21 protein-coding genes are annotated in these 24764 nt (G+C 70.3%); 7 read left to right on the forward strand and 14 right to left on the reverse strand.

Translation table 11 applies throughout. The features are described from left to right. Positions 1-50 precede the first annotated feature (50 nt). Positions 51-551: an ANTAR domain-containing protein gene (locus ACFWW9_RS03860; protein ID WP_390371068.1), complete on the forward strand. Its 501-nt coding sequence runs from the start codon at positions 51-53 to the stop codon at positions 549-551. On the opposite strand, the gene treZ is transcribed toward ACFWW9_RS03860, so the two are convergent. From treZ to ACFWW9_RS03890, 6 genes are all read right to left on the reverse strand, one after another. Beyond that, on the reverse strand, positions 491-2251 hold the full coding sequence (gene treZ / locus ACFWW9_RS03865; RefSeq protein WP_390371069.1) for a malto-oligosyltrehalose trehalohydrolase: 1761 nt from the start codon (positions 2249-2251) through the stop codon (positions 491-493). The two genes, ACFWW9_RS03860 and treZ, sit on opposite strands and share 61 nt — an antisense overlap. Then, on the reverse strand, positions 2248-4452 hold the full coding sequence (gene treY / locus ACFWW9_RS03870) for a malto-oligosyltrehalose synthase (RefSeq protein ID WP_390371071.1): 2205 nt from the start codon (positions 4450-4452) through the stop codon (positions 2248-2250). The genes treZ and treY overlap by 4 nt, the downstream gene beginning before the upstream one ends. Next, complete coding sequence (gene glgX, locus ACFWW9_RS03875; protein WP_390371072.1) at positions 4449-6572, reverse strand: glycogen debranching protein GlgX; 2124 nt, start codon at positions 6570-6572, stop codon at positions 4449-4451. Before glgX ends, treY begins: the two co-directional genes overlap by 4 nt. Positions 6573-6675: 103 nt before the next feature. Continuing rightward, positions 6676-7014: a hypothetical protein gene (locus tag ACFWW9_RS03880; protein ID WP_390371073.1), complete on the reverse strand. Its 339-nt coding sequence runs from the start codon at positions 7012-7014 to the stop codon at positions 6676-6678. Positions 7015-7114: 100 nt separating this feature from the next. Beyond that, the gene (gene malQ / locus ACFWW9_RS03885) at positions 7115-9010 is read right to left on the reverse strand and encodes a 4-alpha-glucanotransferase (protein WP_390371075.1); all 1896 of its coding nucleotides are present in this window, start codon (positions 9008-9010) and stop codon (positions 7115-7117) included. A 126-nt stretch (positions 9011-9136) separates the two neighbouring features. Next, positions 9137-10054, reverse strand: coding sequence for a LacI family DNA-binding transcriptional regulator (locus ACFWW9_RS03890; RefSeq protein ID WP_390371220.1), 918 nt, complete (start codon positions 10052-10054; stop codon positions 9137-9139). A gap of 102 nt (positions 10055-10156) precedes the next feature. On the opposite strand from ACFWW9_RS03890, the gene ACFWW9_RS03895 reads away from it, so the two are divergent. Then, entirely contained in the window at positions 10157-10615 is a 459-nt protein-coding gene (locus ACFWW9_RS03895; protein WP_390371076.1) for a peroxiredoxin, read from the forward strand. A gap of 18 nt (positions 10616-10633) precedes the next feature. Beyond that, positions 10634-10993: a VOC family protein gene (locus tag ACFWW9_RS03900; protein WP_390371077.1), complete on the forward strand. Its 360-nt coding sequence runs from the start codon at positions 10634-10636 to the stop codon at positions 10991-10993. A gap of 6 nt (positions 10994-10999) precedes the next feature. On the opposite strand, the gene ACFWW9_RS03905 is transcribed toward ACFWW9_RS03900, so the two are convergent. Next, positions 11000-11596, reverse strand: coding sequence for a TetR/AcrR family transcriptional regulator (locus ACFWW9_RS03905; RefSeq protein ID WP_390371079.1), 597 nt, complete (start codon positions 11594-11596; stop codon positions 11000-11002). A 4-nt stretch (positions 11597-11600) separates the two neighbouring features. Beyond that, positions 11601-12551, reverse strand: coding sequence for an LLM class F420-dependent oxidoreductase (locus ACFWW9_RS03910; protein WP_390371080.1), 951 nt, complete (start codon positions 12549-12551; stop codon positions 11601-11603). Positions 12552-13870: 1319 nt separating this feature from the next. Here ACFWW9_RS03910 and ACFWW9_RS03915 point away from each other — a divergent pair. Continuing rightward, positions 13871-15982, forward strand: coding sequence for a transglycosylase domain-containing protein (locus tag ACFWW9_RS03915; protein WP_390371082.1), 2112 nt, complete (start codon positions 13871-13873; stop codon positions 15980-15982). Positions 15983-16416: 434 nt separating this feature from the next. Continuing rightward, entirely contained in the window at positions 16417-17238 is an 822-nt protein-coding gene (locus ACFWW9_RS03920; protein ID WP_390371083.1) for a M23 family metallopeptidase, read from the forward strand. Between the two features lie 21 nt (positions 17239-17259). On the opposite strand, the gene ACFWW9_RS03925 is transcribed toward ACFWW9_RS03920, so the two are convergent. The 6 genes from ACFWW9_RS03925 to ACFWW9_RS03950 all read right to left on the reverse strand — a co-directional run bounded on the left by ACFWW9_RS03925 (position 17260) and on the right by ACFWW9_RS03950 (position 23167). Beyond that, positions 17260-17700, reverse strand: a complete 441-nt coding sequence (locus tag ACFWW9_RS03925) for a hypothetical protein (protein ID WP_390371085.1) — start codon at positions 17698-17700, stop codon at positions 17260-17262. An 877-nt stretch (positions 17701-18577) separates the two neighbouring features. Next, a complete protein-coding gene (locus ACFWW9_RS03930) occupies positions 18578-20176 on the reverse strand; it encodes an AMP-binding protein (RefSeq protein WP_390371087.1) in 1599 nt (532 codons plus the stop codon). Between the two features lie 69 nt (positions 20177-20245). Next, the gene (locus ACFWW9_RS03935; RefSeq protein ID WP_390371088.1) at positions 20246-21046 is read right to left on the reverse strand and encodes a metallophosphoesterase family protein; all 801 of its coding nucleotides are present in this window, start codon (positions 21044-21046) and stop codon (positions 20246-20248) included. 76 nt (positions 21047-21122) lie between these two features. Next, positions 21123-21842: a maleylpyruvate isomerase family mycothiol-dependent enzyme gene (locus tag ACFWW9_RS03940; protein WP_390371090.1), complete on the reverse strand. Its 720-nt coding sequence runs from the start codon at positions 21840-21842 to the stop codon at positions 21123-21125. A gap of 47 nt (positions 21843-21889) precedes the next feature. Then, positions 21890-22672, reverse strand: coding sequence for an HAD-IIA family hydrolase (locus ACFWW9_RS03945; protein WP_390371092.1), 783 nt, complete (start codon positions 22670-22672; stop codon positions 21890-21892). Positions 22673-22705: 33 nt separating this feature from the next. After that, positions 22706-23167, reverse strand: a complete 462-nt coding sequence (locus ACFWW9_RS03950) for a MarR family winged helix-turn-helix transcriptional regulator (protein ID WP_390371094.1) — start codon at positions 23165-23167, stop codon at positions 22706-22708. 146 nt (positions 23168-23313) lie between these two features. On the opposite strand from ACFWW9_RS03950, the gene moaA reads away from it, so the two are divergent. Both moaA and ACFWW9_RS03960 read left to right on the forward strand, forming a co-directional pair. Continuing rightward, a complete protein-coding gene (moaA, locus tag ACFWW9_RS03955) occupies positions 23314-24372 on the forward strand; it encodes a GTP 3',8-cyclase MoaA (protein WP_390371095.1) in 1059 nt (352 codons plus the stop codon). A 1-nt stretch (position 24373) separates the two neighbouring features. After that, positions 24374-24628, forward strand: a complete 255-nt coding sequence (locus ACFWW9_RS03960) for a MoaD/ThiS family protein (protein WP_390371097.1) — start codon at positions 24374-24376, stop codon at positions 24626-24628. The last annotated feature ends 136 nt before the right edge of the window (positions 24629-24764 follow it).

The following is a 24764-nucleotide window of genomic DNA, read 5'->3' on the forward strand; positions in this document are numbered from 1 at the left end:
CGCGCACTGGCATGGCTTTCCGTGTCCCGACGTGCGAGAGGAGCCCGACTGTGGTCGGGGACAACGGCCAGGCTGATCCGCTGAGCGTGCGGATAGCCGGCCTGGAGGCTGAGGTCGCGGGCCTGCGCAAGGCGTTGCAGACCCGCACGGTGATCGGGCAGGCCACGGGTCTGATCGCGGCCGTCCAGGGGCTCACCCCGCAGCAGGGCTTCCAGCTGCTCGTCCGGATGTCGCAGCACCACAACGTGAAGCTGCACTCGATCGCGGTGAAGCTCGTCGACCTCGCGGGGGAACTGGGGCCGCGCCAGGCCGTGCGGTCCGTGCACCTGCCCGTGGAGCCGCACGAGCGCGCCGAGGAGGCGCAGTGGCCCGGCGTCGACGTGGTCGAGGCTGCGCGGCAGCTCGTGGCCGCGCACGAGGCGGCGCACCGCGTGGACGGTGCGCCCGCCGACGTGCGAAGACAACTGGCCGACGAGTTGACGCTGGCCGGTCAGCTGTTGGCGGAACGGCTCGCGGACGTGGGCTGGTTGGACGACGAGCCGATCGCCTGAACGATCGCGAACGACTCGGCGGGCAGGCGGACGGCCTGCCCGACCAGTGCCACGTCGCCGGAGGCGAGCAGCACCCAGCCGCCGTCGGTGTCCAACGACTGGGTGACCGCGGTGGCGCCGAGGTTGCACACCAGCCGCAGGTCACCGCGGTGCAGGACGAGGACCGTGCCCAGCTGCTCGGCGTGGAACTCGTCCAACCGCGGGTCTGCCAGCTCGGGGTGGGCCTTGCGCAGCGCGATCAGCGAGCGGTACAGGTCGAGCACGTCGCGGTGCTCCGGCTTCTCGACCTCGGCCCACAGCAGCGTCGACCGCTCCACCGTCGCCGGGTCCATCGGGTCCGGGACCTCCGACTCGCCCCAGCCGTGCGCGCCGAACTCGCGGCGACGGCCCGTCCGGACCGCTTCCGCCAGCTCGGGATCGGGGAACGACGCGAAGAACTGCCACGGCGTGCTCGCGGCCCACTCCTCCCCCATGAAGACCATCGGGGTGTACGGCGAGCAGAACACGATCGCCGCGCCGCACGCGAGCAGGCCCGGCGACACCGAGGCGGACATCCGGTCGCCGGTGGCGCGGTTGCCGATCTGGTCGTGGTTCTGCAGGTACGCGAGGAAGCGGTAGCCGGGCAGGACGCGGGTGTCGACCGGCCGCCCGTGCGTGCGCTCGCGGAACGACGACCAGGTGCCCGCGTGGAAGAACACCTCGCGCAACGTCCGCGCCAACGCGCCGGGCTCGGCGAAATCGGCGTAGTAGCCGTGGGTCTCGCCGGTCAGCGCCACGTGCAGGCAGTGGTGCAGGTCGTCCGACCACTGCGCCTGCAACCCGTAGCCGCCGCCCTCGCGAGCGGTCACGAGCCTGGCGTCGTTGAGGTCCGACTCGGCGATCAGCGTCAACGGCCGCCCCAGCCCCGCCGAGAGCGCGTCGACCTCGACGGCCAACTCCTCCAGCAGGTGCGTGGCGCGGCGGTCCTGCAACGCGTGCACGGCGTCCAGGCGCAGGCCGTCGACGTGGAAGTCGCGCAGCCAGCCCAGTGCGTTGTCCAGCACGTACCGGCGGACCTCGTCCGAGCCGGGGCCGTCGAGGTTGAGGCCGGGGCCCCAGTCGTTGCGGCCCGCGAAGTACGGCCCGAACCGGTCGAGGTACGCGCCCGAGGGCCCGAGGTGGTTGTAGACCACGTCGAGCAGCACGCCCAAGCCCTTGGCGTGGCAGGCGTCGACGAACCGCTTGAACGCGTCCGGCCCGCCGTAGGGCTCGTGCACCGCGCCCCACAGGACGCCGTCGTAGCCCCAGCCCGCGGTGCCGTCGAAGGAGTTCATCGGCAGCACCTCGACGAGCGTGATGCCCAGGTCGACGAGGTGGTCGAGCTTGCCGATGGCCGCGTCGAGCGTGCGCTCGGGGGTGAACGTGCCGACGTGCAGCTCGTAGACCACCCCGCCCGCCAAAGCCCGACCGGTCCAGTCGCCGTCGGTCCACTCGAAGTCGCCGTGGTCGTAGCGCCGCGACGGCCCGTGCACGCCCGAGGGCTGCCGGAGCGACCGCGGGTCCGGCAGCGCGTCGGTGGAGTCGTCCAGCAGGAACGCGTAGTCCTCGCCGTCGACCGCCGCCGACCACCAGCCGCCGTCGCCCGCCGTCATCGCGTGCTCGACGCCGTCCACGCGCACGCGGACCCGCTCCGCCTTGGGAGCCCACACCCGGAAGGTCACGAGGCGTCCCGCACCAGCAGCGCGACCGGGTACCGCTTGAGCAGCCCGGCCACCGACGTGGTCGCCTGCCGCCCGTTCAGCACGTCCGTCCACTCCCCCGGCGGCAGCGGCAGCACGGTGTCGCGCCAGCCGCCCTCGGCCGCGAGCCCCACCGGCAGCCTCGTCGCCACGACCACCAGGTCCGGGGACCGGTGGTACGCCACGACGTGGTCCGCCGCGACGCCCTCGGCGGGCAGCGGGCGGTAGCCGTGGAACAGCTCCGGCCGGTTCCGCCGCAGCCGCAGTGCCCGCTGCACGACCAGGAGCTTGGCCGCGCCGGTGTCGTCGACCTCCGGCAGCCACCAGTCCTCGATCCGCGCCAGCAGCTCGCGCCGGACCGCGTAGTCGACCGGCCGCCGGTTGTCCGGGTCGACCAGCGACAGGTCCCACAGCTCGGTGCCCTGGTACACGTCCGGCACGCCCGGCGAGGTGAGCTGGACCAGCTTCTGGCCCAGCGCGTTCGACCAGCCCGCGGCGCGGATCCGGCCGACGAACGCCTCGATCTCGCCTCGGGTCACGGCGTCGCCGAGCACCTGCTCCGGCCACGCCGCCACGGCCGCCTCGAACTCCTCGTCGTGGTCGACCCACGTCGTGCGGAGCTTGGACTCCTTCGCGGCCTTGTCCAGGTAGTCGCGCAGCCGGTCGGGACCGATGGGCCACGCGCCCACGATCGTCTGCCACGCCAGCAGGTTCAGCGACGGCTCGTCGATGCCGTGCCGCTCGGTCCACCCGCGCACCAGCCGGGAGAACTCCTCCGGCAGCTCCGACAGCACGGCCAGCCGGGCCCGCACGTCCTCGGAGCGCTTGGTGTCGTGCGTCGACAGCGTCGTCATCGACTCAGGCAGCGCGGAATCCCGTTGCGCCGCGAGGGCGTGGAACTCCTCCACCGGCACGCCGAAGCGGTCCGGGGTGCCGCCGACCTCGTTGAGCGCGACGAACCGGGTGTACCGGTAGAACGCGGTGTCCTCGGTGCCCTTGGCGACGACCATGCCGGACGTCTGCTGGATCCGGGTGGCCAGTTCGCCGTCCGGGTCCGCGCGGACCTGCTCGTCCAGCGCCTCGGCGCCCTTGACCCGCGACACCGCCGCGGCCCAGTTCGCCTCGCCCTCGGGCAGGTAGGACCGGTACACCGGGAAGTTGACCATCACACCGGCCACGGCCACCTCGGCGTCGGCCTGGTCGACGCCCTCCACCAGTGCGCCGATCCGGCGGACCTCGGCCCGCAGGATCGAGTCGGTGACGAGCGTGCGGCACGTGTGCTCGACGGCCTCGAAGTCCGTCTCCTGGCCCAGGTCCGCGGCCAGCGCGGTGAAGTGCTCCTCGGCCCGCGGGTCCACGAAGATCCCGCAGACCTCGCGCAGCGCGTCGTAGCCGGTGGTGCCCTCGACCGGCCAACTGGTCGGCAGCGGCTCCCCGGCCCCGAGGATCTTCTCCGCCACGATCCACACGCCCGACCGCTCCTTGAGCCGCCGGAAGTACCCGCCGGGGTCGGCGAGGCCGTCCGGGTGGTCGACCCGCAGGCCGGTCACCTGGCCCGCCGCGACCCAGCGCAGCACCTCGTCGTGGGTGGCGTCGAACACCTCGGGGTCCTCGACGCGCACCGCGGCGAGCGTGGTGATGTCGAAGAACCGCCGGTAGTTCAGCTCTTCGTTGGCGCGCCGCCAGTGCACGAGCCGGTAGTGGTCCGACACCGGCAGCCGGTGGTCGAAGTACGTGACCACGTCGCCGTCGACCACGGGCTCGCCCTCGTCGCCGAGGATGGGCACGAGGACCGGGCCCGCGGCCCAGTCGATGTCGAAGTACCTGGCGTACCGGGACTCCTGGCCGTTCTTGAGCACGTCCCACCACCACGGGTCGGTCTCCGGGATGGCGACCGACATGTGGTTGGGCACGATGTCGAGCACGAACCCGAGCCCGGCGTCGGCGACCTTCTCGCTGAGCGCCAGCCGCCCCTCCTCCCCGCCCAGTTCCGGGCGGGCGCGGGTCGGGTCCACGACGTCGTAGCCGTGCGTGGAACCCGGTGCGGCGTCGAGGATCGGCGACGCGTAGACCGCGCCGACGCCGAGCCGCTCGAGGTAGTCGACCACCTCGGCGGCCTCGGCGAAGGCGAAGCCCGGTCGGAGCTGGAGCCGGTAGGTCGAGGACGGAGCGTCGCCGGTCATTCGCCGCCCGTCCGCTGGAGCACCACCAGTGAGCGCGCCACCAGCGTGAGCTTGCCGCCCGCGGGGATGACCTCGCCCAGTTCGGGGATCTGGACCGCGCCGGTGGCCGTGTCGACCACGACCGTCCACTGCGGACCGTAGCTCTCCTCGGGCAGCGTCGCCTCGATGTCCTCGTGGTGGGCGTTGAACGCCAGCAGGAACGAGTCGTCCACGACGCGCATCCCGCGCTGGTCGAGGTCCGGGATGCCCTCGCCGTTGAGGAACGCGATGACGCAGCGGCCGAAGTCGTCCTCCCAGTTGTGCTCGGTCATCTCCTCGCCCGCGGGCGTGAACCACGCGATGTCGCGGAGGTCGTCGCCGCTGCGGATCGGCTTGCCCGCGAAGAAGCGGCGGCGGCGCAGCACCGGGTGCTGCTTGCGGAACGCCGTCAGCGCGCCGGTGAACTCGATGAGGTCCGCGTTCTCCTCGGCGAGCTTCCAGTCCACCCAGGCGATCTCGCTGTCCTGGCAGTACACGTTGTTGTTGCCCTGCTGGGTGCGGCCGAACTCGTCGCCGTGCAGCAGCATCGGCACGCCCTGCGACAGCAGCGTCGTCGCGAGCAGGTTCCGCCGCTGGCGGGCCCGCAGCGCGAGGACCTCCTCGTCGTCGGTCGGGCCCTCGACACCGCAGTTCCACGAGCGGTTGTCGTCCGCGCCGTCGCGGCCGTCCTCGCCGTTGGCCTCGTTGTGCTTGTCGTTGTACGACACGAGGTCGTTCAGCGTGAAGCCGTCGTGGGCGGTGACGAAGTTGATCGACGCGTACGGCCTGCGGCCGTCCTGCTGGTACAGGTCCGACGAGCCGGTGACGCGCGAGGCGAACTCGCCCAGCGTCGCGGGCTCGCCGCGCCAGAAGTCGCGGACGGTGTCGCGGTACTTGCCGTTCCACTCCGTCCACAGGGGCGGGAAGTTGCCGACCTGGTAACCACCGGGGCCGACGTCCCACGGCTCCGCGATCAGCTTCACCTGGCTGACCACCGGGTCCTGCTGCACGAGGTCGAAGAACGTGGACAGCCGGTCCACGTCGTAGAACTCGCGCGCGAGCGTGGCCGCGAGGTCGAAGCGGAAGCCGTCCACGTGCATCTCGGTGACCCAGTACCGCAGCGAGTCCATGATCAGCTGCAACGTGTGCGGGCTGCGCACGTTCAGCGAGTTCCCGGTGCCCGTGTAGTCCATGTAGAACTGCTTGTCGTCCTCGACCAGGCGGTAGTACGCCTCGTTGTCGATGCCGCGCATGGACAGCGTCGGGCCCAGGTGGTTGCCCTCGGCGGTGTGGTTGTAGACCACGTCGAGGATGACCTCGATGTTCGCCTCGTGCAGGGCGCGGACCATGCCCTTGAACTCCTGGACCTGGTTCGCCTGGTCCGGCATCGCCGCGTACAGGTCGTGCGGGGCGAAGAACCCGATGGTGTTGTAGCCCCAGTAGTTGCGCAGGCCCTTCTCGGCCAGCCCGTGGTCGGTGATGAACTGGTGCACGGGCATCAGCTCGATCGCCGTCACGCCGAGCTTGGTGAGGTGGTCGATGACGACCGGGTGCGCGATGCCCGCGTACGTGCCGCGCAGGCGGTGCGGGATCTCCGGGTGGTTCATCGTCAGGCCGCGCACGTGGGCCTCGTAGATCACCGTCTCGTTGTACGGCGTCCTCGGCGCTCGGTCGTTCGACCAGTCGAAGAACGGGTTCACGACGACCGACTTCGGCACGTACGGGGCCGAGTCCTGGTCGTTGACCTGCTCCGGGTCGCCGAACTTGTAGCCGAACAGCGACTCGTCCCACTCGACGCCGTTCGAGATCGCCTTGGCGTAGGGGTCGATCAGCAGCTTGTTCGGGTTGGATCGCGGGCCGTGCTCCGGCTCGTAGCGGCCGTGCACCCGGTAGCCGTAGTGCTGGCCGGGGCCGACGCCGATCAGGTAGCCGTGGTGGACGAAGCCGTCCACCTCCGGCAGCCGGACGCGGGTCTCCTTGCCGTCGTCGTCGAAGAGGCACAGCTCGACCTCGTCGGCGACCTCGGAGAAGAGGGCGAAGTTGGTGCCGACGCCGTCGTACGTGGCGCCGAGCGGGTAGGGGGTTCCTGGCCAGGGCCGCAACTAGATCTCCTCAGCAGGCGACCCGGTCCGTCCACGTCGACGAGTCGAGGGGGCGGGCCGGGAGGCGTGGCGGTCTTGGTGGGGTCGACTACCCGAAGTCCGCTCAGGACCGCTGGGCGTTCGCGCGGACCAGTTGGCCCCGCGCGGCTACGAGGAGGATTCGCGCCTCCTGCAGTTCGCAGTACCGCAAGTGCTCGCACGCGGCTTCCGCGCAGGCCACGGCCTGCTCCAACGGCCCGTCAGCACCGTGCGGGGCGCCGCTCAGCGCCGTGCGCAGGCACTCCTCGGCCCGCAGCGCGCCGGACACCGGATCGGTCAGCACGGCGGGACGAACGGCGGCGAGCACCTGCTCGACCGCGATCTCCAGGGCTTCCGTGGGGTGCACGGCGGTGACCAGATCTCCGGGCAAGGTACCCGTGCGGGACACAACCTCGGTGTTCACTGGGGATTGCCACCTCCAACCATTGGGCGGAACGCTCCTCGGGTGACGACTCGACGATACTCCGCGGGCGCGTGACCCGCGGTAACACGCTTGTTTCGGCTCAACGGCCCGGTCCTTCCGCCAGCGCGGCGACGACGGCGCGCACGTGCTCGTCGGCGAAGAACTCCTCCAGCGTGACCGGAAGCGGGATGCGCCAGTTGGGGTACTGGTCGACGGTGCCCGGCAGGTTCGGCTGCCGGACCTCGCCGAGCGCGTCCTGCGGCGAGGTCAACCGGAGCACCGACGGCGCTTTCGCCAGCAGGGCGTGGAACGCGGCGACGAGGTCATCGGTGGGCACACCCTCCTGGGTCATCAGCTCGACGAGTTGGTGGCGTTCCAGCTCGGCAGCGCTGTATTCCCCGTCGACGGGACCGTCAAACAACCCGAGTTCGGCCCTGATGCGGACGTGCTCGCCCGCGAGGAACCCGGCGACGGTCGGCAGGTCGTGGGTGGAGATGCTGGCCATCGCCGACTCGGTCCACTTCTCCGGCGGCACGAGCGGGTGGCCGGGGGTGTCGTAGTCGCGCTGGAACCACAGCACGGCGGAGCTGAGCATCCCGCGTTCGTGCAGCGTGTCCGTGACCTGGTCCTCCACCGTGCCCAGGTCCTCCCCCACCACGACCGCGCCCGCGCGGTGCGCCTCCAGCGCGAGCACGCCGAGCATCGCCTCGGGGTCGTAGTGCACGTACGTGCCGCGACCGGCGGACTCGCCCGGCGGGATCCACCAGAGCCGCCACAGGCCCGCGACGTGGTCGACGCGGATGCCGTCCGCGTGGCGGAGGACACCCCGCAGCATCTCGCGGAACGGCGCGTAGCCCAGCGCGGCGAGCCGGTCCGGCCGCCACGGCGGCAGGTTCCAGTTCTGGCCCTGCTGGTTGAACGCGTCCGGCGGGGCGCCCACGGTCACGTTCGGCGCGAACGTGTCGCGCTGCGCCCACGTGTCCGCGCCGCCGGGGTGCACGCCGACCGGCAGGTCGTGGATGACGCCGACGGCCATGCCGGACTCGTGCGCGGCCAACCGCACGTCGTCGAGCTGGGCGCGGCAGAGCTGCTGGAGCCAGGCGTGGAAGGCGACCCGCTCGGGGTCCGCCAACGCCGTCTCCGGGTCGCGCAGCGCCTCGGGCCAGGTCCGCCAGTCCGGGCCGTGCCGCTCGGCGAGCGCGCAGAACGTGGCGAAGTCGCGCAGCGCCGGGTCCGCGTCCAGGTCGACCCGCTCCTGCTGGAACGGCCAGAGCAGCTCCAGCGCGGCGGCCTTCGCGGTCCACACGGCGTCGTAGTCGATCAGCTCGGTGCGGTTGTCCGGCCGCAGCGCGGCGATGGCCTCGCGGGTGCCGCGGTCGGCGTTCGCGTACGCGGCGGTGGCGGTGACCCGCAGGTAGATCGGGTTGCAGTAGCGGCGGCTCGACGGCGAGTACGGCGAGCGCTCCACCGGGTGCGTCGGGCTGATCGCCTGCACCGGGTTGACCAGCAGCACCCCGGCGCCCAGCTCGACGCTGGAGCGGCGGGCGATCGTGGCGAGGTCGGCGTAGTCGCCCAGCCCCCACGACTCCTCGGACCGCAGCGCGTAGAGCTGCACCATCCAGCCCCACGCCCTGGGCACGGCGGGCAACTCGTCCGGGGGCACGATGACGGTCGTGGCGCCGATCCGGTGGTAGCCCAGCGGCAGCGCCGCGGGCAGCTCCTCCTCGGAGCCGTCCTCCAGGACGACGGTCGCCGGGTGGCCCAAGTCGAGCACGCGGCCCTCGCGGACGACGATCGTCGCGGGCAGCGCGTCCGGGGCGTCGGTCACGGTCGCCAGCGCGGCGCGCACGGCCTCCGGGGTGGAGGCGTCGACGTCCAGTTGGGCGAGGACGGCCACGACGACGGCCGGGTCGACGTCCACCATCCGCTGGCCCGAGTCCTCGTAGCGGGTGGCCACGCCGTGCGCCTTCGCCAGTGCGGCCAGCTCGTCTTCCACGCGGTCAGCTTTCTCCCATGTGTGCCGCGGAAGCCAGGGCGGCACGTCCTGGTCACCCGAAGGTTGCAGGGAATTCAGTGCGTCGTGTCAGGCCGGACGGGTGATCGACTGCTCCGTGACGGTGCGTCATGCCCGACCGGTGGACTCCCGGACCACCAGCCGCCACGACAGCTCGTGCACCGATGATTCCCCATCACCGCGAATGCTGCCGAGCAACTCGGCCACCGCCTGCTCGCCCTCCTCACGCAGGGCGCCCTCGACGGCGGTGACGCCCACGGCCCGCACCAGGTCCTGGCCGTCCAGGCTGACCAGCGACAGGTCCGCCGGGATCGTGCGGCCGTCGCGGCGCAGGCGCATGAACAGGCCCAGCGCCACCTCGCCGCTCGCGCTGACCACGGCGGTCGGCAGCCGGTCGCCGTCCAGCAGCGCGTCCGCCACCTGCTCGCCGCCGACGACGGTCGGCGAGGACCACAGCGTCCACTCCGGCCGGATCTCCAGACCGGCCGCGACCAGCACCTCGTCGTACGACTCGTCCACGCCCACGGCCAGCACGAGCGCGATGTCGCGGTGGCCCAGCCCGATCAGGTGGTCGACCGCGACGCGCAGCGCGCTGCGCAGGTCGCCGTCGTCGACCGTGAGCACCGGCACGTCCAGCGCAGCCAGCGCGGCCGACTCGGCCTCGCTCAGGGTGATCGACAGGGCGAGCACGCCGTCGACCTTGCGGCCCAGCGGCACCTCGTCGAAGAACCCGGTCCGCGCGTCCTCGTCGCCCAGCACGTAGAGCAGCACGTCGAAGCCCGCCTGCCGCAGCGCGCCCTCGGCCCCGGCCAGCAGGTCGCCCCGGCCGACGTCGCCGGTCAGCACCGCGATGGCGTAGCGGCGACCGCCCGCGAGGCTGGAGGCGTCACGCGCGATGGCGTACCGCATCTTCTTCGCCACCTCGGTGACGTACCGGCGCGTCGCCTCGGACACGCCGGGCTCGCCCCGCAGCGCGCGGGACACCGTCGCGGCGGACACGCCTGCGGCGCGCGCCACGTCGGACATGCTGGTCACGTCCACCTCCCTGATCACGAGCCTACTGAGAACCGTACGACGGGCCCGAGCCGAACACCCCTACGACACCTGTCGCACCGGAAGGACACCTCCATGAAGCCCGGCGATCTCGTCCCCGACTTCACCCTCCCCGACCAGCACGGCGCCTCGCGCACGCTGTCGACCCTGCTGGAGGACGGGCCGGTCGTGCTGTTCTTCTACCCGGCCGCGCTCAGCGGCGGCTGCACCGTGGAGAGCTGCCACTTCCGCGACCTCGCCGCGGAGTTCGCCGAGGTCGGGGCGCAGCGCGTCGGCATCAGCACCGACTCCGTGTCGCGGCAGAAGCAGTTCTCCGACGTCAACTCGTTCGACTACCCGCTGCTGTCCGACGTGGAGGGCGAGGTCGCGCAGACCTTCGGCGTGAAGCGCCGGTTCGGCCCGCTGCCGGTGAAGCGGCACACGTTCGTGATCGGCGTGGACAGCCGGGTGATCGAGGTCGTGAAGAGCGAGTTCGGCATGACGAGCCACGCCGACAAGGCGCTGACCGCGCTCCGCGAGCATGCCAAGGCCTGATCCGGGTACCCCGGCCGCATGATCGGACAACTGAGGTCGGTCGTGGTCGACACCCGCGACCCACGCGCGCTGGCGGCGTTCTACGTCGAACTGCTCGGCGGGAAGATCACCGCGGCCGACGACGACTGGGTCGTGGTGACCGACGACCAGGGCGGACGGCTCGCGTTCCAGCTCTCGCCGGAGCACGAGCCGCCCGTCTTCCCGGACCCGAAGGGGTCGCAGCAGTTCCACCTGGACGTGCGGATCCCGCGCGGATCCCTCGACGAGGCCGCCCGCCGGATCGCCGAACTCGGCGGCCGCCGACTGGACGTGAGCGACGACGGCTTCCAGGTGTTCACCGACCCTGCCGGGCACACGTTCTGCCTGACCTGGGACTGATCCGCTCTAGACGCGCAGCGCGGCCAGGACGAAGTCGGCGATCTCGTTCCCCAGTCGGGTCGCCGACTTCGGCCCGTCCGGCCGGTACCAGGTGGGCAGCTGGTTGACGACGCCGAGCGCGATCAGCACGGCGGTCTCGGCGGGCGCGACGGCGCTGAACCGCCCGCTCGCCTGCGCCTGCTCGACGACCGCGCGGAACGTCTCGTGGTACCGCCTGCGCTCGGCGCGGAACGACGCCATCAGGTCGGCGTCCAGCCGGTGCATCTCCCGCATGAACACAGCGGCCTCGTCCACGCTCGCCGCCGTCGTCTCCACCAGGCTGACGACGATCTCGCGCACGGTCGTCGCCGGATCGAGGTCCAGCGCCACGATCCGGTCCAGCTCGGCCATCTGCCGCCCGATGAGCGACCGGTAGATCTCGAACAGCAGGTCGTCCTTCGACCCGAAGTAGTGGTAGAGCGCGCCCTTGGTGACCTCGGCGGCCTCCACGACCTCCTGCACGGTCGTCGCGTCGAAGCCCTTGGCGGCGAACAGCCGCACGGCGGCCGCCATGATCCGGTTCTCGGTCCGGCTCAGCTCCCCGACGCCACCGCGCCGCGCCACCCCGTCACACCCCCGGAGCGAGCGCGCGCACGAGGTCGGCCTGGTCCGCGCCGGTCGGGAGCAGCGCGATGATCGGCGTGTCCACCCCGTTGGCCTGGTACTTCGCGACCTTCTCCCGGCACTGCTCGACGCTGCCGTGCACGACCAGGTCGTCCACGACCTCGTCGGGCACCAGCTTGTTCGCGGCCTTCCGGTCCCCGGCCGCCCACGCCTCGTGCATCGGCGCCAGCGCTTCCCCGCGCCCGAGCCAGTCGTGGAACGCCGCGTACGCGGGCACGGTCAGGTAGCTGCTGATCAACATCCGCCCCAGCGCGCGAGCGGCGTCGGCGTCCTCGGTCGGGCACACGAAGATCCGCGCCGCCAGCTCCGAGTCCCCCAGCTCACCGCGCACCTTCGCCACGTCGCCCGCGCCGAGCCAGTTCGTGATGGCCCCGTCGGCTTCCTTGGCGGCGAGCCGGAGCATGTTGGGCCGCAAGGCGGCCAGCATGATCGGGACCTTCTGCTCCGGCTTCCGCTCCAGCCGGAACCCGCGGACGGTGAAGGTGTCGTACTGCTCGTCGACCTTCTCCCCGGCGAGGGCGGCCTTCAGGAACCGCAAGGTGTCGCGGGTGCGTTTGAAGGGCTCGCTGAACTCGGTGGCGTTCCACCGGTTGACGATCGCGGGTGACGAGGACCCGATGCCCAGGACGAACCGTCCGCCGGATACCTCGGCGGCGGTGGCGGCGCTCATGGCGAGGAGTGCGGGGCCACGGGTGTAGACGGGGGTGATGGCGGTGCCGAGCCTGATCGAGTCGGACCACTGCGCGGCGAGGGCCAAGGGGGTGAAGGCGTCGGTGCCGGTGGTCTCGGCGGACCACACGTCCGTGTACCCGAGATCGCCCAACTCGCCCACCAACTCCCGGTGCTGCAACACAGGGACCCCGGTCAACGGCAACGTGATTCCCCAACGCCCCACGAACGCCTCCTCAGCACACGGACCTCTGGTCGACCCACACCCTACCCTGGGTACCGACCAGTCGGTATGTTCTGGTGTCCTGGGGTTTGGCGGGTGGCTGCGACTTCCAGCGGGGTGTTCTTGGAGGCTTCGACTTCCAGCGTGCTGTGGCCGATTTGACTTGGGGACCCCTCATTTCGGCCTTTGTCGGGCTCAAAAGGCGGTCCAAAGAGAGTCCCGCCCGACTGCAATTTTAAGGCCGAAATCCCCAAGTAAAATCGGCCACGTTCCGTGGCAGCGACCGCGAGTCCCAGCGGGGTCACCACTCGACCGCCGGTCCCAGCGTGACCACGAGAGGTCCCCCGTCAGGTTGGACCCCCCAATACACAAGGTACGTGCGGGCACCGACAAAAACCGGACCACCCGATCGGGCGACAACCTCCAGCCCCCACCTCGACCACACCCCACACCACTTGGCGCACCCAAGCCCCACCCCTGCTTCACCCGCGCCTTCCCCTGCCCTCCTCTGCCCTCCCCTGCCCTCCCCTCTCCTTGCCGTCCTCTGCCTTCCTTACCTCCCCCGCCTCCCCTCCTTGCCTTGCCTTGCCTTGCCCTGCCCCGAACCTTCCCTGCCCCGCCTTGCCCTCCCCCGTCCTCTCAGCCCTTCCCTGCTCTCCCCGCCCTCCCCTGACCTTCTCTGCCTCTGACCTCCTCTGACCTCCCGACCCTCCCGACCCTCCCGACTCTCCCGGCCTTCCCCGTCTTCCCTGTCCTGCCTTCCCTGCCCTCTTCCGCCTTCCCGTCCCCTCCGCCTTCCCCGCCCCCTTTGCCCTTCCTTCCCCTGCCCCCTCCTTCTCCTCCCTCGCTGCCCTCCCCTCGCCGTCCTCCCTCGCCGTTCCCTGACCTCCCGGCCCTGTCCGCTCTCCCCACCCTCCCTGACCTGCTCTGCCCTCCCTGTCTCCTGCCTTCCCTGTCTCCTGCCTTCCCTGCCGTCCCTCCCTGCCTTTCCCGCCCTGCCTCCCTGCGCTCCTCCCTGCCCTGCCTGCCCTCCCTGTCCGCCCTCCCCTGTCCCTCCCCTGTCCCTCCCCTGTCCTTCCTCCTCCACCTCACTTGTCTTCTCGGCCAGGGTTCGGCTCGTACTCGACCGGGTACTAGCACCTTGACCTTCGTCGATCTCCAGGCCGCCCTCACAGGCGCCTCAACCCACCAGGAGTACGTTCACCACCAATCGCCGGTGTGATCGCGCAGAATTTGCCTCTTCCCGAGCAACCTGCACGCGGTCCCGTGCGACTTATAAGGACAAGGGGATCTCCGCCGGTTCGGAAGGGGTTGCGGGTTTCGTGTTCGCGCGTGCGACAGGGCTGGTCAAGTTGGTGGGGTTGTGCCTTGCGGCGGGCGTGTTGCTCGCGGCGGTCATGTTCCCCGTCGTCGGCGGGTTGGGCCTCGCGTCCAACCGGGCGGCCGACACGGTCGACCAGACCTCGGGTGAGTTGGCCAAGGGGGAGTTGCCCCTGGTCACCACCGTCCAGGACATGAACGGCGACCCCATCGCGTACCTGTACGACCAGTACCGGATCCCGGTCCAGTCCGACCAGATCGCGGACACCATGAAGGCCGCGATCATCGCGATCGAGGACAAGCGGTTCTTCCTGCACAAGGGCGTGGACTGGCAGGGCATCGCGCGGGCCGCCGCGAAGGCGGGCGCCGAGGGCGAGGTGTCGCAGGGCGCGTCGACGCTGACGCAGCAGTACGTGAAGAACTACACGGCGTTCGTGCTGGGCGGCGGGTCGAACGAGGCCTATGAGAAGGCCACCGAGGCGACCGCGGGGCGCAAGCTGCGCGAGGCGCGGGTGGCGTTGCAGCTCGAACAGGTGATGACGAAGGAAGAGATCCTCACCGCGTACCTGAACATCGTGCCGATGGGCAACGGGACCTACGGCGTGGGCGCGGCGGCGAAGGCGTACTTCGACACGACGCCGGACAAGCTGACCGTGCCGCAGGCCGCGATGCTCGCGGGCCTGGTCAACCAGCCCAGCGTGCTGAACCCCGGCAACGGCGTGGACGCCGCGATCAAGCGCCGCAACACGGTGATCGACCGGATGCGCGACAACGAGGCGTTCGGGCCGGACAAGGCCGTCGCCGAGGCGAAGGCGAACGAGTACAAGGCCGCCGAGGCCGGTGTCGTGCCGGACGTGCACGTGCTGCCCAACGGCTGCGTCGGCGCGGGTGACGGTCCGGTGTACGGCTTCTTCTGCCAGTACCTGATCGACTACCTGCAGAAGTACGGCATGAAGAAGGACGACCTGTTCCGCGGCGGGTACACGATCAAGACCACGATGGACCCGGTGGCGACCAAGGCGGCGAAGGAAGCGGCCGAGAGCCAGGTCCCGAAGGACACCGAGGGCGTCGCGAACGCCATGGCGGTCGTCGAACCCGGCACGGACAAGCACCGCGTGCGCGCGCTGGCCGCGAACCGCGACTTCGGCAACGACGCCGCGGCGGGCCAGAGCGCCTACTCGCTGCCCGCGGAGGTGACGCGCTTCGGCGCGGGCTCCATCTACAAGGTGTTCACCGCCGCCGCCGCGCTGGAGAAGGGCGTCACGGGCATCGACAAGGAGATCGACGTCCCGAACGTCTACACCTCGAAGGTCTACAAGGACGGCAGCAAGCCGTACACGGTGCGCAACTACTCCAACGGCGCCGACCAGAAGATGACGTTGACCAAGGCGTTGGCGACCTCGCCGAACACCGGGTTCATCATCCTGGAGGAGAAGGCCGGTCTCGACAACGTCGTGGACATGGCCACCCGGCTCGGGCTGCGCGAGACGATGAAGGAGGTCAACAACGCGGGCGACCCGTTGAAGGCCGACGGCTCGAACGGCCCGTCGCAGGGCGACCAGTTCAAGCAGGACAACAGCGGCTCGTTCACCCTCGGGCCGGGCGCGACGTCCGTGCTGGAGCTGTCGAACGTGGCCGCGACCATCGTCAGCCAGGGCACGTGGTGCCCGCCGACGCCGGTCGAGGAGATCCTGGACCGCGACGGCAAGCCCGTGAAGCTCGACGAGCCCGCGTGCGAGCAGGCCGTGACGCCGGACCTGGCCAACTCGCTGGCGCAGGGCATGAGCCAGGACGCGGTGTCCGGCACGGCCGCGGGCGCGGCGTCCGGCTTCGGCCGCCCGATGATCGGCAAGACCGGCACGACCGAGAACTACTGGTCCGTCGCGTTCATCGGCGCGACCCCGCAGTACGCGGGCGCGGTCATGACGTTCACCGACGGCGTGGCCCCGCAGATCATCTGCAACGCCCGGCAGCCACAGCTGTGCGGCAACGGCAGCACGGTCGGCCTGACCGGTGGTGAAGTGGCCGCTCCGACCTGGTTCAAGGCCATGAAGGTGATCCACGAGGGCAAGCCCGTGGTGCCCCTGCCGCCCGCCGCGCCGAAGTACAAGTAGTCACCTGACGTAGCCGTTCACCGACCGCCCCGCTGGCCATGTGCTAGCGGGGCGGTTTCTCGTTCGGGTGACTTGCACGATCAAGCTGGTGACCAGCGGTGATGCTTCCGCTCGACGATTGGTCTAGCGAATCGGTCAACGGTCAACTCCTGCGCCGGGTAACGGCGAAAACCTGGACTTGGCGGTCTATCGCTACGCAGAGTAGTAAACAGTGGGTTATCTCACCAATCGCCGCACTTCGCCGGATGAGGCTTGCCGCTGTTCGTCACCTCGGGTTACGTTCCCTGGCGCTTGTCACGGTTCGGTAACTAGCAGGACACGGCGACGTCCCCGAAACGTCGCCGCCTGGATCCCCCGCCAGGTGTCCTCCACCGAGCTCCCCGAGGTAGAAAGGCACACTCTTGGCCAGGCACAGCACTGCGCGAGGCCGGAGCGTGTTCACGGCACCCCCGAAGGCCGAAGGCCGCCGTGGCGCGCACCGCGTGGAGATCACCAAACCGACCCTCGGCGGCCGCGCCGTGGCGGCCGCCGTCGTCGCCGGAGCGCTCGCGACGACCGCCGGGGTCGTGAACGGCTGGGGCTCCACCGACCAGCCGCTCGTGGGAGGCACGGACCTGGCCGCCAGGCTGGCGGCGGGAACGTTCGCCCCCCAGGCCCCTCCCGGCCCGCAGACGGTGCACGTGGTGAAGCCGGGCCTTGAAGCGGCCAAGATGATGCGCGCCCAGCAGTTGGACGCGGGCCAGCACGTCGACCAGGCGATCAAGTTCGCCCAGGACGGGTACGCGAACCGCCAGGCCGCGCTGAAGCAGCAGGCCGACGCAGACGCGGCGGCAGCGGCGAAGGCCGCGGCCGAGGAAGCCGCCCGCCGCCCGAAGGTCGTGAAGCCCGCGGAAGGGTCGTTCACGTCCGGGTTCGGCGGCCGATGGGGCACCACCCACTACGGCGTGGACATCGCCAACGCCATCGGCACGCCGATCGTGTCGGCCATGGACGGCGTCGTGATCGAGGCCGGACCGGCGAGCGGGTTCGGGCTGTGGGTGCGCGTGCAGCACACCGACGGGACCGTGACGGTCTACGGGCACGTGAACGAGATCATCGCCGGCACCGGCACGCAGGTGAAGGCGGGCGACCTGATCGCCACCATCGGCAACCGGGGTCAGTCCACCGGACCGCACCTGCACTTCGAGGTGTGGCTCAACGGCGGCCAGAAGATCGACCCGCAGAGCTGGTTGGCCGAGCGCGGGATCTCGCTGTAGGTCCTCGGTTTTGCTGCTCGGTCAGCGGCGGCCGGTGGCCAGGATGACGAGGAACTGGCCGCCGCCCGGTTCGATGGCGGCGGTCACCGGTAGGCCCGGTGCCAGGCGGGAGAACCGGTCCACGAGCCAGTCCGCTGCCTGCTGGGCGTCCTGTTTGGTGGGACAGCGGGCGACCATTTCACGGCCGCCCTTGCGCTCGAGCCTGCCTGCCACGGTGATCAGCGGGGCGGGTTCGACGACGTGCAGGTGGTCCGGCCAGGCGATGACCACCTTGACCGCGCCCTTGCGGGTGTTGCAGCCGCGGTGCGCGAGCCGCTCGGCGATCTTGGCCTTGCGGTCGGTGGTCCGACTGTCGACGCTGGGGCCGCGGGAGTCGTTCACCGACATGTCCGGGTCCACCGGTTCATCGCACACCCAGCAGCGCCAGCCGTCACGTTCGGCCACATCATCGAGGAGACTCACCCGCGCAAACTAGCCTGCCGGGGTGGTGAGGTGGGCATCGCGGGCCTTCTGGGTGAGTGGGGGCTCGGTCTGTTGTCGGGTGGGGCTGGGATTTCGGTCAGTAGTCGGCGTTGTCGCCTGATCGAGTGATCCGGTTTTTGTCGGTGTTCGCTTGTACCTTGTGTATTGGGGGGTCTTGCTCGATGGGGGACCTCCTTGTGTGGTGCCCTGGGGTTGGGTGGTCTTCGGGTGGCTGCCGGTTCCGATGTGGTCGGGTTTGCGGCTGCCGGTTCCAGCCGGGGCGGTCAGCGGCTGAAACTTTCCAGCCGGGCCGGTCCGTGGCTGCGATTTCCAGCGTGCTGTGGCCGATTTGACATGGGGCCCCTCATTTTGGCCTTTATCGGGCCAAAAGGCAGTGCCCCAAAGCCCTGCCCGATCCACAAGTTTAAGGCCAAAATCCCCATGTCAAATCGGCCACGTTCCGTGGCCCGCACCCGCCGATTCCAGCCTGGTCACCAGTCCCACCTGGGACCATCGTGGCTCACCAGTCCGGCCCCAGTTCGCCGTGAGTCACCAGTCCGGCCCTAGGCCGCCGTTGGTTACCAGTCCCACCTAGGACCGCCGTGGCCCACCAGTCCGATCCCTGTCCGCCGTGGGCCACCAATCTGCCCCCGGTTCGCCGTGGCCCAGCAAGCCGACCCCAGGCCGCCGCGAGTCACCAGTCCGCCCCTTGGCCGCCGTGGGTTTCCAGTCCGGCTCTGCACTGTCGTGGGTTACCAGTCCGGCCTCGGCCTCAGTTCGTCTTGGGTTGGCAGTTTGTCGTGGGTTGGCAGTTGGCCGATCGTTTGGTGGTGGTTGCCGGTCGGCCGGGGCTTATGGGTGTTGGCTCATGGGTGTTTCAGAGGCCCAGCAGGGTTACTGCTTCCTCGCGCATCTGGATCTTGCGGACCTTTCCTGTCACGGTCATCGGGAACTCGTCGACCACGTGCACGTAGCGCGGGATCTTGTAGTGGGCGAGTTTGCCCGTGCAGAACTCGCGCAGCGCTTCGGCGGTGATGGGTTCCGCGCCGGGGCGGAGGCGGAGCCAGGCCATCAGCTCCTCGCCGTAGCGGGCGTCCGGGACGCCGATCACCTGCGCGTCCAGGATGTCCGGGTGGGTGTAGAGGAACTCCTCGATCTCGCGCGGGTACACGTTCTCCCCGCCGCGGATCACCATGTCCTTGATGCGGCCGGTGATCATCACGTAGTCGTCGGCGTCCATGACCGCGAGGTCGCCGGTGTGCATCCAGCGGGCGGCGTCGATCGACTCCGCCGTTTTGTCCGGCTGCTCCCAGTAGCCGAGCATCACCGAGTAGCCGCGTGTGCACAGCTCGCCGGGCTCGCCGCGTGGCACTGTCTTGCCCGTCACGGGGTCGACGACCTTGACCTCCAGGTGCGGGCCCACGCGGCCGACGGTCGACACGCGGCGGTCCAGCGAGTCGTCGACGCGGGTCTGCGTCGACACCGGTGACGTCTCCGTCATGCCGTAGCAGATGGACACCTCGCGCATGCCCATCCGGTCGATGACCTGCTTCATCACCTCGACTGGGCACGGCGAACCGGCCATGATGCCGGTCCGCAGCGACGACAGGTCGTAGGTGTCGAAGTCCGGTTCGGCCAGTTCGGCGATGAACATCGTCGGCACGCCGTAGAGCGAGGTGCAGCGCTCCTCGGCCACGGCCCGCAGCGTCGCGGCGGGCGCGAAGCCCTGCGCCGGGATGACCATGCACGCGCCGTGCGAGGTGGCCGCGAGGTTGCCCATGACCATGCCGAAGCAGTGGTAGAAGGGCACGGGGATGCAGATCCGGTCGACCTCGGTGTAGCCGACCAGCTCGCCGACGGAGTAGCCGTTGTTCAGGATGTTGTGGTGCGACAGGGTCGCGCCCTTCGGGAACCCCGTGGTGCCCGACGTGTACTGGACGTTGATCGGGTCGTCAGCCGACAGCTCCGGGAGGTCCGGCCGGTCCTCGGTGGCCAGCAGCGCCTCCCACTCGGGGCTGCCGAGCAGCACGACCTGCTTGAGGCCCGAGCACTTCGGTCGGACCTGCTCGATCATCCCGGCGTAGTCCGACGTCTTGAAGTCGCGGGCCGCGATCAGCGTGCGCACCCCGGACTGGTTGAGCACGTACTCCAGCTCGTGCACCCGGTAGGCGGGGTTCACGTTGACCAGGATCGCGCCGATCTTGGCCGTCGCGTACTGGGTGAACACCCACTCGGCCCGGTTCGGGGCCCAGATCCCGACCCGGTCGCCCACCCGCACGCCCGACGCGATGAGCCCGGCCGCGAGCGCGTCGACCACGGCGGCCAGCTCGCGGTAGGTCCACCGCCAGCCGGTCTCGCACTCGACGAGCGCCTCCCGGTCGCCGAAGCGCGCGACGGCCCGGTCGAAGTTGTCGCCGATCGTGTCCCCGAGCAGGGGAACGGTCGAGGTACCGGAGGAATAGCTGACCGTGGACACGACGACCTCCCGCGACGACGTTGAGCGCTACCCCAACCTTCGCACGTCAGCGGGCCGAAGGCACCGCCCTCAGCTGTACGGCAGCTCCACGACCAGGCACGGCCCGCCGCTGTACAGGCCCGCGTCGATCGCCAGCACCCGGTTGTCCGCGTACCGCAGCGGACCGTCGATCTGCTCCGGCGGCACGCCCAGCTGGTCCGCGATGACGCTGTGCCCGTGCACGACGACCTTGCCGCCGAGCTGCTCCAGCATCTGGTCCGCGGTCTCCGCGCCCTGCGTGCCGCGGAACGCGTACCGCGTGGTCATCTTGCGCCAGCACTCCCACCAGTCGGTCAGGTCGTCGTCGCCCACGACCTCGCGCACGGCGTCGTTGACCTCGTCGATCGTGTCGCCCCACTCCAGGTACGCCACCGTGTCGGAGTGCATGAGCAGGTGGTCGTCGACCAGCGTCATCACCGGCCTGCTGGTCAACCACTGGATGTGCTTGTCCGTCAACCGGTCCTGGTCGCTGCGCAGGCCGCCGTTCATCAGCCAGCTGCGCTCGAAGCTCCGGGAACTGGGCGCGCCGGGCACGGTCGTGTTGCCGAACCGGTGCATGCCCAGCAGCAGGACCTCGTGGTTGCCCAGCAGGGCGTTCACGCTGCCCCCGGCCTCGGCCGCCTCGTCGGACAGCCGCATGACCAGCTCGATCACCCCGATGCCGTCCGGTCCCCGGTCGACGAAGTCACCGAGGAACCACAGCTCGGACTCCCCACCGCACCAGTCGCCGTCGGAGTCGATCAGGTCGGCGAGGTGCAGGGAGCGAGCGAGTTCCGCGAGGTGCCCGTGCACGTCGCCGACCACGAAGAGCTTTCGCTGGTCGGTGTCCACACGCGCGACGATAGGCGACGCGCGGTGGTGCCGCCGAAAAGTCGATCAGACCGTCATCACGTTGTCAGATGTCGACCTAGCCCAGACCGGGCCACGCGAGGAACGCGCTCGCCTGCTCATCCCCCTCTCCCAGGGGGAGTTCGCGCCGCCGCCACAGCGCGAGGTACAGCTCCTCGGCAGTGCCGCTGATCACGTTCCGGGCCTCCCCGACCGCGACGACGTGCGGCTTCCCGCCGTCGGTCGCGACCGCCCACGAGCGCTCGACGTCGGTGGCCCGCAGCTCAAGGGCCAGCGGCGGGTGCGTCCAGTCCTTGCCGTGCAGGAAGTGGGTGAGGAACTCGGTCACGCCGTCCGCCGCCAAGGCGGGGTCGATCGGCCGCACGTCGCCGACCGCGTTCTCCGCGTCCCAGTTGTGCACGACGGCCTCGTGCGCCTGTCTCCACCCGACGATGCTCGCGGTGGTCCGGCCCTCGGCGTTCCACCACGTCCACGCCTCGGTGTCCGCCGGGGTCTCCCGCTGCACGGCCAGGTACCGGGTGTTGATGGCCCGCCAGCCCGCGACCCGGTCCGGCCCGGTCTTCGCGGCCAGCGCCCCCTCGGCCTCGTCCGGCATCGGTCCGCCCGCCAGCAGTACCAGTTCCCACCAGGACTGGACGTCGGCGAGGTGCTCCACCAGATCCCCCACCGTCCACCCCGGACAGCTGGGGACCTCGGCCTCCAGCACCCCCGGACGGCTCACCACGTCGGCGAACCGCCGGGAGTACTGGTCGAGCACCGCGTCGTAGTCGATCGTCATGGTCCAGAAGGTACGACCGACCACCGACAATTTTGCGTACTACCAGGTCAGAAGGGGTTTGCCGAGTTCCCCACCAGGTCCGCGATGGACGTGATCACCTTGGTCGGGCGGAACGGGTACATCTCGGCCGTCGAGTCGGCGGAGATGCCGGAGAGCACGAGGATGGTCTGCAAGCCCGCCTCCAAGCCCGCGCGGATGTCGGTGTCCATGCGGTCGCCGATCATCAGCGTGTTCGCCGAGTGCGTGCCCAGCGCGCGCAGCGCGGACCGCATCATCAGCGGGTTCGGCTTGCCCACGAAGTACGGCTCGCGGCCGGTCGCCCGTGCGATCAGCGCGGCGACGGCACCGGTCGCGGGCAGCGAGCCCTCGCGGCTCGGGCCGGTCGCGTCGGGGTTGGTGGCGATGAACTTCGCGCCCTCCTCGACGAGCCGGATGGCCTTGGTGATCGCGGTGAAGCTGTAGGTCCGGGTCTCGCCGAGCACCACGTAGTCGGGGTCGCGGTCGGTCAGCACGTAGCCGATCTCGTGCAGCGCGGTGGTCAGGCCCGCCTCGCCGATGACGAACGCGGACCCGTTCGGGCGCTGCGAGTCGAGGAACTTGGCCGTGGCCAGCGCGGACGTCCAGATCGCCGACTCGGGCATGTCCAGCCCGGTCCGCGCCAGGCGGGCGCGCAGGTCGCGCGGCGTGTAGATCGAGTTGTTGGTCAGCACGAGGAACGGGATGTCGTTGCCGGTGAGTTCGGCCACGAACTCGCTCGCACCGGGGATCGGGTGCTCCTCGTGCACCAACACGCCGTCCATGTCCATGAGGTAGTTCCAGCGCTCCGGCATGCGGCACATGATTCACCCGAGCGTGGGCGCGAGCTACTCCAGGCCGTCGAACATCCGCTGTCGAAACGTGTCGATCGACAGCCGGTTGTACCGCTCGAGCAACTCGCGCTCCTCGGGGGTGAACTGCCGGAGCACCTGCTCGACGCTCGCCATCGCGCCCTCGAAGAGGTGCGAGAACTTCTCCGCGTTCTGCGGCGTGACCTCGACCAGCACCTTGCGGCGGTCGTGCGGGTCGCGCACGCGGCGGACGTACCCGGCGCGCTCCAGCCGGTCGATGACGCCCGTGACGGCCCCTGTGGACAGCCCCGACAGCTCGGCGATGCGCCCCGCCGTGAGGGCTCCCTCGGCGCGCATGGCCAGGTCGAGGCACTTCTCGTCGGTGGCGGAGAGGCCCATCTCCTCGGCCACCCTGCTGTGGAACATCACCGTCAGTGCGCTCATCTCACGGCCGTACCAGGCGAAACGCTCCAGCACGTCGGGCGGCACCTCGGCCATGACCACACTCCTCTTGGCTTGTTCAACATCTTAGCCACTAAGACACGGTGCTTCACTTCGGCCTTGTGGGTGATGACAACTAACACGTCCGTCACAGCGGGTCCGCTGTGGCCACCCACAAGGGTTTCCGCATTACCCTGGCGGAGGTGACAGCAGTCGAACTCGGGTTGCCAGTCGTGCGCGGCACGCCGGACGCTTCCACGCGTCCGAACAAGCCGGAGCTGGTCGACCGCTTCGGCCGGGTCGCGACGGACCTCCGGGTGTCGCTGACCGATCGCTGCAACCTCCGGTGCACCTACTGCATGCCCGCGGAGGGCCTGGACTGGCTGCCGAAGTCCGAGGTGCTCAGCGACGACGAACTCGCCAGGCTCCTCGCGATCGCGGTGACCAGGCTCGGCATCACCGACGTCCGCTTCACCGGCGGCGAACCGCTGCTGCGGCGCGGGCTGGAGAACGTGATCGCGGCCACGGCGGCGCTCGCACCCCGACCGAAGATCAGCATGACCACCAACGGCCTGTCACTGGCCCGGCGAGCCGCCGGACTGGTCGAAGCCGGGCTGAACAGGGTGAACGTGTCGCTGGACACGCTCGACCGGGCCCGGTTCGCCGAACTGACCCGACGCGACCGGATCGAGGACGTGATCGAGGGCATGGCGGCCGCGGCCGCCGCCGGACTCCAGCCAGTGAAGATCAACTCCGTGCTGCTGCGCGGGGTGAACGAGGACGAGGCCGTGCCGCTGCTGCGGTTCGCGGTGGAGCACGGGTACCAGCTGAGGTTCATCGAGCAGATGCCGCTGGACCCGCAGCACGGGTGGGACCGTTCGAGCATGGTGACGGCCGCCGAGATCCTGGCGTCGTTGAGCGAGTCGTTCGGGTTGACGCCGGAACCGGTCGCCCGTGGCGGCGCGCCTGCCGAACGGTGGCTCGTCGACGGCGGGCCCGCGGTGGTCGGCGTGATCGCATCGGTGACGCGGCCGTTCTGCGCGGCGTGCGACCGGACCCGGTTGACGGCGGACGGGCAGTTGCGGAACTGCCTGTTCAGCCAGTCGGAGACCGACCTGAGGGCACCGCTGCGGGACGGGGCGTCCGACGAGGAGATCGCGGAGATGTGGCGGGCGACCATGTGGGTCAAGGCCGCCGGGCACGGGATCAACGACGCGGGCTTCCACCAGCCCGACCGGCCCATGAGCGCAATCGGAGGATGAGTTGCCGGAGTTGACGGTGCGGTACTTCGCCGGAGCGCGTGCGGCGGCCGGGGTGCCGGACGAGCGGTTCGAAGTGGTGGGGTCGCCGACGGTGGCGGACGTGTTGACCGTGGTGCACGAGCGGCACGGGGAGCCGTTGGCGAAGGTGTTGGCGGCGGCGTCGTTCCTGTTGGACGGGGTCGCGGTGAGGGATCGGGGGGTGGCGGTGCGGTCCGGGGCTCTGCTGGACGTGCTGCCGCCGTTCGCCGGGGGGTGATCTTGGGCTGCGGGGGGGCTGCGGGGTTTCTTTGCGGCTTCGATTTCCAGCGGGGTTTGTTGGCGGCTGCGGCTTCCAGCGGGGTTTCTTGGCGGCTGCGGCTTCCAGCGGGGTTTCTTGGCGGCTGCGGCTTCCA

The organism is Umezawaea sp. NPDC059074 (assembly GCF_042738955.1).
Classification (GTDB): domain Bacteria; phylum Actinomycetota; class Actinomycetes; order Mycobacteriales; family Pseudonocardiaceae; genus Umezawaea.